The organism is Pseudomonas sp. 05T35, from assembly GCF_056396605.1.
In genome coordinates this window covers 1-7,486 of record NZ_JBFTLU010000320.1, presented here as the reverse complement: position 1 = coordinate 7,486, position 7,486 = coordinate 1, and the positions used below count along the sequence as shown (strand labels likewise).

The following is a 7,486-nucleotide window of genomic DNA, read 5'->3' as shown; positions in this document are numbered from 1 at the left end:
ACTTTACGCCGTCGAAGGCATGCCGTTGGTGCCTTGCCATCCCCGCGATCTCCTGAACATGGCGCTCGATCGCCAGCGTTACCTGGGCGGTTCCGGGCCACTGTCGCCGCAGGAGCTTGAATGGGCGTGGAGCAACTACTTCGTCCAGCTCGACTTTCTTTGAGTAGGAGATACAGATATGAGCTCTCGTACTGCAACGCTGATTGGTATTTCGTTGGTCATGGGCCTCGGCGCCGCATGGATGGCCAATTCCTGGCTGAGCGCACGGCTCAATGCCAGCCCGGATGATCACCTTCGAAGCGTGGTAGTCGCCACGGTCGAGATTCCTTTCGGGCAGATGGTCGAGGCCCAGCAGGTCACGACCGTGCGCATGCCCATGGATACGATCCCGGACGATGCCTTCGATTCCAGCGACAAGGCCGTGGGCAAGATCGCCACGTTCGACATCCTGCGCGGCGACATCGTGCGGGGGGCGCGCCTCAGTGAACACTTGGGTGGCAGCACCCTGGCCTCTTTGATTGCTCCCGACAAACGCGCCATTTCGGTACGGGTGGACGATGTGGTCGGGGTCGGCGGGTTCCTGTTGCCGGGCCACCGAGGCGGAAGCCCTGGTCACCGCGCAGACCGAAGGGAAGTTGCAACTGGCCCTGCGCAACCCGCTGAACCTCACGAAAAAACCGACCCCCGCACCGGTAGCACCTGCTGCGCCTGTTACGCAGACCATTGCCATGGCCACCGAAACGGCGCCAAGACGCGTGGTACACCGTGGCGGCGGTAACGGCGGGGCTGTCACCGTTATTCGTGGCATTGAATCCCATGTAGTCAATGTGCGCTGACAAGGCGCAATGGGTACCCAGGTAGTGGCGGAGCCGATTCGGGTCCGTATCGGCAAATGAGGGCTTGATCATGAATTCTCGAATTCAACGGCCGTTTCCGGTAACGCCAAGGCGCCAGCGGGGATCGGTGACCGTACTGATGGTGATCGCGTTGGCGGCGATTACCATGATGGCGGCATTGGCGCTGGACGGCGGCCACATGCTGCTAAACAAGACCCGCCTGCAAAATGCAGTGGATGCCGCCGCCCTGAGCGGCGCCAAAACCCTGAGTCAGGTCACCGGCGGTACCAGCATTGCCAGCACAACGCGCACTGCCGCACTGAATACGCTGACACTGAATGCCAATGCCACGGGCAACGCCGAACTGGCGACAGCCATCGGTGGCAACGCAGGCGCTTTCGCAGTGGTGGAACTGGCCAACAACGTTTACGGACCGTTCTCCTACCCAGGGCCGGCGAATGCCACTTACGTTCGGGTAACGGTACCGAACTATAGCCTGACCGGTTTTTTCTGGAGCTTCATCCAGGCATTGGGCGGTGGCGGTCTGGGCAACAAGGCGGTGGCGGCAATGGCTACCGCCGGCCCCAGCCCCACCAGCCCCTGCGATCTCGCGCCACTGATGGTGTGTGGTAACCCGAGTCAATACAACCCGAGCGCCGGGGTGTTCTGGGGCTATCACTTTGGCGATTTACAGGATTTGAAGTCGGGCGCTGGCAGTACGTCCGCCATTGGCCCAGGTAACTTTCAGTTGCTCGATTTTGGTTCGGGTGGGAGTACGGTCAGGCAGGATATGGCCGGAGGCGGCTCGGTGTGCCGCAGCGTCGGGCAAAATGTCACGACCCAACCGGGCAACCAGGTCGGTCCGGTGTCCCAAGGTTTGAACACCCGCTTCGGCCAATACAGTGGAGGGCTCAAAGCCTCGGATTATCCGCCAGATATGATCGTTAGCTCCAGCACACCCGCGATCACCTGGAACAGCTCAAGCTCGCCGCCGCGGGCGGAGTACAAGGGCCAGCCCGTGACATCGAGCAACGGCAATCTCTCCGCCGGCAGTACGGCACTCTTGGACTACAACGACTGGGTTGCAAGTGTCGCCGCGTGTGTTGCCGGCTCGGGCAGTGGCTGCCAGAGCGGTGGGGTTTTTGAGCGACGGATGCTGAAAATCGTGATTGGCGACTGCTCCGGGAAAAATAATGGTGCCACTTCGATTCCAGTCCTGGGTTTTGGCTGCTATTTCGTGGTGCAGCCGGTCAGCAATGGTGGAACTACCTCGGTGGAGTTCACCCTCGTCCTGCCGTTGATGCTGCTGCTGTTGCTGGCCCTCGGTGAGTTTGGTCGCATGCTCTTTCAGTACAACACCCTGTTACAGGCCAGTCGTGATGCCGGCCGTTACGTCGCCAGCCAGGCCTGGAACTCGACGCTCGGCGCTGTTGCGCTAAGCAGCACGCTGCAGACCCAGACGAAAAACGTCGCGGTCTATGGCGTGCCGGCCAACACCGGAACGCCTGTGGTGTCGGGGTTAACGACCGGCAACGTCGCGGTCTCCGCCRTGGGCACCGACCATGTGCAGGTCACCATCACCTATACCTTCTGCCCGGTGATTGGCGCGAGTACCTGTACCGGATCGATTACCGGGCTCTTTGCCAATCCGATTGCACTGAGCATTCCACTGGTCGCTACAACTGTCATGAGGGTTCTGTGATGAATCGCAAACACATGCGCGGCGTCTATGTGGTGGAGTTCGCCTTCATCGGCTTGCTGGTGTTCGTTCTGCTGTTCGGTGTGCTGGAAATGGGCCGCCTGTACTTCACGGTCAATGCCCTCGATGAATCCGCGCGGCGCGGTGCGCGCCTGGCGGCGGTGTGCAACATCAGCGATCCGGCTGTGTTGCAGCGGGCGATCTTCAATCCCGCGGGCAACACCGGCACCAGCCAGCTGATCACCAATCTGGGCACTGGCAACCTGACGCTGACTTACCTGGACGCGAACGGTGCGCTGGTGACCAACCCCACCGACACCGTTAGCGCCACCGGATTCCGTGCCATCCGTTATGTCCGGGTGAGCCTGCAAAGCTACGTATTCAATCTGTTTATCCCCGGGTTTGGCGTGCCCATTACGTTGCCCACCATCAGGGCAACCTTGCCACGCGAAAGCCTTGGGCATCATTCCGAGTCAGGGGAGGTCACCCCATGCTGAATATAAAGGAAACATCGTTAAGCACCGCGACGACCGGCAAGCCCGGGCTGCGATTGCTGATCAGCAGCCGTGATGCCACGGCACTGCGTGATCTGCAAAGCGTTTGCCAGCGGATGCCGAGCCTGGAAGTGAGCACGCGCCTGGTGAGTAATGGGCATGTCGACCCGCTTTATGGTCTGGAGCGGATGCCCGATCTGTTATTGGTGCGTGTCAGCCATCTGTGGCGTGAGGAGCTGGCGGCACTGTTACAGCATCCGGCCCATGAGCGTCCGCCGCTGCTGGTGTGTGGCCTGTTGAACGAGCAGGACGCCATGCGCCTGGCGATGCAGGCCGGCGCCCGTGATGTCTTGCCGGAACCGATAGCCGAGACAGAACTGGTTTCAGCCTTGAGTCGTCTGGTCACAGAGGTCCGGGTCAACAGTGGGGTAGAAGGGAAGCTGATTGCCGTGATGGGCGCCAAGGGCGGCTCCGGCAGTACCTTGCTGGCCTGCAACCTGGCTCACCAGCTTAGCGTCAAGGGCGGCAATACCCTGCTTTTGGACATGGACCTGCAATTTGGCAGCGTGACGCATTACCTCGATGTGGCGCAGTCGCACAGCCACCTGGAGGTGTTGCAGCAGGTCGAAGACATGGACAGCGTTGCGCTACGCGGTTTTTGCRGCCACTTCAGCCCGACCTTGCATGTGCTGGGTGGGCGGGCCGGTGAGTTGTGTCTGCCGCAGGATGCCCAGCCCGARCAACTCGATGCCCTGTTGCAGTTGGCCCGCGCCAGCTATGACTGGGTGGTGGTCGACCTGCCACGGCAAATCGACCACCTCACAGGCTCCGTGCTGGAGCAGGCGGATCGGGTGTACGTCGTGGTGCAGCAGAGCGTCAGCCATCTACGCGATGCCAGCTCCCTGACGCGGATTCTTCGCGAAGACCTGGGCGTGCGCGGGGATCAATTGCAGGTGGTGGTCAACCGCTATGACAAGGCGGYGGCCATCAGCCTCAAGGATATCGGCGAGGCGCTACGCTGCGCGAACCTGTTGAAATTACCCAACGACTTCAACCTGGTCAGCCAGAGTCAGAACTCTGGTGTGCCGTTGGGGGTGCAAGCACCGCGGGCTCCGATCAGCGTCGCCGTACGCCAGATGTCCGAGGCGTTGGTCGGTAAGCAGATGACCGGGAACAAAGGCTTGTTCAAACGTGCCTTCAACCGTTTTTTCGGGGGATAACCCATGATCAGCGACTTTCGTAACCGCTTGCGCAAACAGTCCGGTAAACCCGCCGCATCGTTGCCTGGTCAGCCGGGTGACGACCTGCTGGACCCGGCCGAGGAATTGATGGCGTGGGAACATTCGGTTCCAGACGTTATTTACGAAACCCGGAGCCAGGTCACCCCGGTGGAGGCCGAGTGGCGGGAAAAAATCTACCAGCAGTTGCTCAAGGTCATGGACCTGTCCTTGCTCGATTCCCTTGAGCAGGCCGAGGCCACGCGGCAGATTCGCGAGATTTGCCAGCGCTTGCTGGATGAGCATTCAGCCCCCGTGAGTTCGGTCAGCCGTCAGTTGATCATCAAGCAGATCACCGATGAGGTGCTGGGCCTTGGCCCACTGGAGCCGTTACTGGCGGATCACACCGTGTCGGACATTCTGGTCAACGGCTTTGCCTCAGTGTATGTCGAACGTTTCGGCAAGCTGCAAAGGACCGATGTGCGATTTCGCGACGATCAGCATTTGCTGAACATCATCGATCGCATCGTTTCCAGTCTGGGGCGGCGCATCGATGAGTCCTCGCCGTTGGTGGACGCCCGACTCAAGGACGGTTCGCGGGTCAACGCGATTATTCCACCGCTGGCCATTGACGGACCGAGCGTGTCGATCCGCCGTTTTGCCGTGGACCTGCTCAATACCGATAGCCTGATCCAGGTGGGTACCTTGACCCCGGCCATTGCTCTGCTGCTCAAGGCGATTGTTCGCGGGCGCTTGAATGTGCTGATCTCCGGCGGTACCGGCAGCGGCAAAACCACCATGCTCAATGTGCTGTCCAGTTTCATTCCGCAAAACGAGCGGATCGTCACCATCGAAGACTCGGCCGAACTGCAACTGCAGCAGCCCCATGTGGTGCGCCTGGAAACCCGTCCATCGAACATCGAGGGGCGTGGCGAGGTGAGCCAGCGCGAATTGGTGCGCAACAGTTTGCGGATGCGCCCCGACCGCATTGTGATCGGCGAAGTCCGTGGCGCTGAAGCGCTGGACATGCTAACGGCGATGAACACCGGCCACGACGGTTCGCTGACCACGATCCACGCCAATACCGCGCGCGATGCATTGGGGCGAATCGAGAACATGGTGTCGATGACCGGTGCGACTTTCCCGATCAAGGCCATGCGTCAGCAAATCGCTTCGGCCATTGATGTGGTGATCCAGCTGGAACGTCAGGAAGACGGTAAGCGGCGCCTGGTCAGCGTGCAGGAGATCAACGGCATGGAAGGCGAGATCATCACCATGACCGAGATTTTCTCGTTTGCACGCAGCGGCATTGGCGAACACGGTGAAGTGCTTGGTGATTATCGGCCTAGCGGCATGATTCCGTCCTTTCGCGACGTATTGGCCAAGCGCGGCATCGAATTGCCACTGACCCTGTTCAGGCCTGAATGGATGGAGGCACGGCAGTCATGAACCATATATCCGGTGAGTTCATTCTGATCTTTCTCGGCATGGTGTTTATCGCCGTCTTCCTCCTGTCCCAGGGGGTGGTGGTACCGGTGTTCGGTGAGGCAGGCAAGATGCGCAAGCGCATTCGCGGCCGCCTGCATGTGCTGGAGAAAGCCAACAATCTACCCAACATGCAGACGGTATTGAGGCAGAAATACCTGACACGCTTGTCGCCACTGGAGGCCTGGCTTGAGCAACTGCCGTTTATGGCAAGCCTGACACAACTGATCGAGCAGTCCGGGCATGAATATCGGGCTTATCGGGTGTTGTTTCTCGGGATCGCCATGGGGGTTGGTGCAGGAGCCCTGGTCTTCTTGTTCTCGTCACTCTGGTGGATGGCGTTGGCGGTGGCCTTTGCGGTGGCTTGGCTGCCGCTGCTGAAAATCCTCCGTGACCGCAACAAACGCTTTGCCGAGTTTGAGGAGGGTTTGCCGGATGCGCTGGATGCCATGTGCCGGGCGTTGCGCGCCGGGCATCCATTCAACGAAACCCTGCGTTTGGTCGCCGAAGAGCACAAAGGGCCGGTGGCGCATGAGTTCGGTCTGACCTTCGCCGATATCAACTATGGCAATGATGTACGTCGGGCCATGCTCGGCCTGCTGGAGCGTATGCCGAGCATGACGGTGATGATGCTGGTGACCTCGATCCTCATCCATCGCGAGACCGGCGGTAATCTGACCGAAGTGCTGGAGCGTTTGAGTCGGTTGATCAGGGGGCGCTTTCGCTTCCAGCGCAAGATCAAGACTTTGTCGGCCGAAGGGCGGATGTCGGCCTGGGTGCTGGTGTCAATTCCCTTCGTGCTGGCGGCGGTGATCCTGATCACGACCCCCAGCTACCTGTCTGTGCTGACCAATGATCCGCTCGGTCACAAGCTGATCATCGGGGCGTTCTGCGCGATGTTGGTCGGGATTGTCTGGATCCGCAAAATCATCCGGATTCAGGTTTAAGCGGTATTCGCCACGTGGAGGTGCAGGTCATGGACTATTTGCTCGGGTTGTTGAGTCGGGTGACGGGTAATGAGGCGCTGGCGCGCCTGTTGTTCGTCAGTGCGATAGGGGTGAGTACGGTGCTCGCGGTCGCCACCGTGGTATTGCTGGTGTTGGGGCTTCAGGACCCGATGCAACGTCGCCTTGCGCTGATCAAGCGGGGGCATTACGGGAGTGCAGGGGGGCCAGACGCGCCGGGTAATCTGCAACTGTTGCTGGAGCGCGTCGGCCAGCGTTTTGGCTCCTCCGAAACCGCTCAGGCATCCGCAACCCAGCTGATGTTGATGCACGCAGGGTATCGCTCGTCTTCGGCGGTGCAGATGTACTGGGCAGTGCGCTTGTTGTTACCGCTGATATTGGTCGGCATTTCGCTACTGGTGTTGCCACTGATTCCTCGTGTTTCTCTGACCCTGGGCCTATTGCTGGTGCTCATGGCAGCCGCTGTCGGTTGGCTGTTGCCAGCGATGTATATCGGCAAGCGCAAACAGCTGCGTCAGGCCCGGCTGCGTGTCGCGTTTCCGGATGCCCTGGATCTGATGGTGGTCTGCGTGGAGTCGGGCCTGGCCTTGCCCACGACTATCGAACGGGTGGCAGAGGAGATGTCGGTCAGCCAGGTCGAGCTGGCAGAGGAACTGGCGCTGGTCAATGCGCAAATCCGTGCCGGCATCACCAGTACCGAGGCGCTCAAGCAACTGGCCGTGCGCACCGGGCTGGAAGACGTGCAAGGGTTGGTCAGCCTGTTGGGGCAGAGTATCCGCTTCGGTACCAG

At 60.3% G+C, this 7,486-nt stretch carries 6 protein-coding genes and 3 pseudogenes; all 9 read left to right on the top strand.

The genetic code is table 11. The features are described from left to right. A pseudogene (locus tag AC1DH9_RS21500) lies at positions 1 to 163 on the top strand (AAA family ATPase); the annotation flags it as partial. 15 nt (positions 164 to 178) lie between these two features. Then, a pseudogene (gene cpaB / locus AC1DH9_RS21495) lies at positions 179 to 836 on the top strand (Flp pilus assembly protein CpaB). 70 nt (positions 837 to 906) lie between these two features. Beyond that, positions 907 to 1,083: pseudogene (locus AC1DH9_RS21490) on the top strand (pilus assembly protein TadG-related protein); the annotation flags it as partial. A 990-nt stretch (positions 1,084 to 2,073) separates the two neighbouring features. Next, complete coding sequence (locus tag AC1DH9_RS21485; protein WP_477808749.1) at positions 2,074 to 2,538, top strand: TadE/TadG family type IV pilus assembly protein; 465 nt, start codon at positions 2,074 to 2,076, stop codon at positions 2,536 to 2,538. Further along, entirely contained in the window at positions 2,538 to 3,032 is a 495-nt protein-coding gene (locus AC1DH9_RS21480; RefSeq protein ID WP_427545249.1) for a TadE/TadG family type IV pilus assembly protein, read from the top strand. The genes AC1DH9_RS21485 and AC1DH9_RS21480 overlap by 1 nt, the downstream gene beginning before the upstream one ends. Then, positions 3,026 to 4,249 (top strand): AAA family ATPase, encoded by a 1,224-nt coding sequence (locus AC1DH9_RS21475; protein ID WP_477808748.1) that lies wholly within the window; start codon positions 3,026 to 3,028, stop codon positions 4,247 to 4,249. The genes AC1DH9_RS21480 and AC1DH9_RS21475 overlap by 7 nt, the downstream gene beginning before the upstream one ends. A gap of 3 nt (positions 4,250 to 4,252) precedes the next feature. After that, on the top strand, positions 4,253 to 5,695 hold the full coding sequence (locus tag AC1DH9_RS21470; protein WP_427545251.1) for a TadA family conjugal transfer-associated ATPase: 1,443 nt from the start codon (positions 4,253 to 4,255) through the stop codon (positions 5,693 to 5,695). Beyond that, entirely contained in the window at positions 5,692 to 6,678 is a 987-nt protein-coding gene (locus AC1DH9_RS21465) for a type II secretion system F family protein (protein WP_427545253.1), read from the top strand. The genes AC1DH9_RS21470 and AC1DH9_RS21465 overlap by 4 nt, the downstream gene beginning before the upstream one ends. Positions 6,679 to 6,707: 29 nt before the next feature. Next, positions 6,708 to 7,486: type II secretion system F family protein (locus AC1DH9_RS21460; RefSeq protein ID WP_477808747.1), on the top strand; the 779-nt coding region annotated here is incomplete at its 3' end.

What these genes read in the sequence shown, in the direction of transcription:
- AC1DH9_RS21480 (WP_427545249.1), top strand. Translation starts at nt 2,538, where the DNA reads ATGAATCGCAAACACATGCGCGGCGTCTATGTGGTGGAGTTCGCCTTC.
- AC1DH9_RS21470 (WP_427545251.1), top strand. Translation starts at nt 4,253, where the DNA reads ATGATCAGCGACTTTCGTAACCGCTTGCGCAAACAGTCCGGTAAACCC.
- AC1DH9_RS21465 (WP_427545253.1), top strand. Translation starts at nt 5,692, where the DNA reads ATGAACCATATATCCGGTGAGTTCATTCTGATCTTTCTCGGCATGGTG.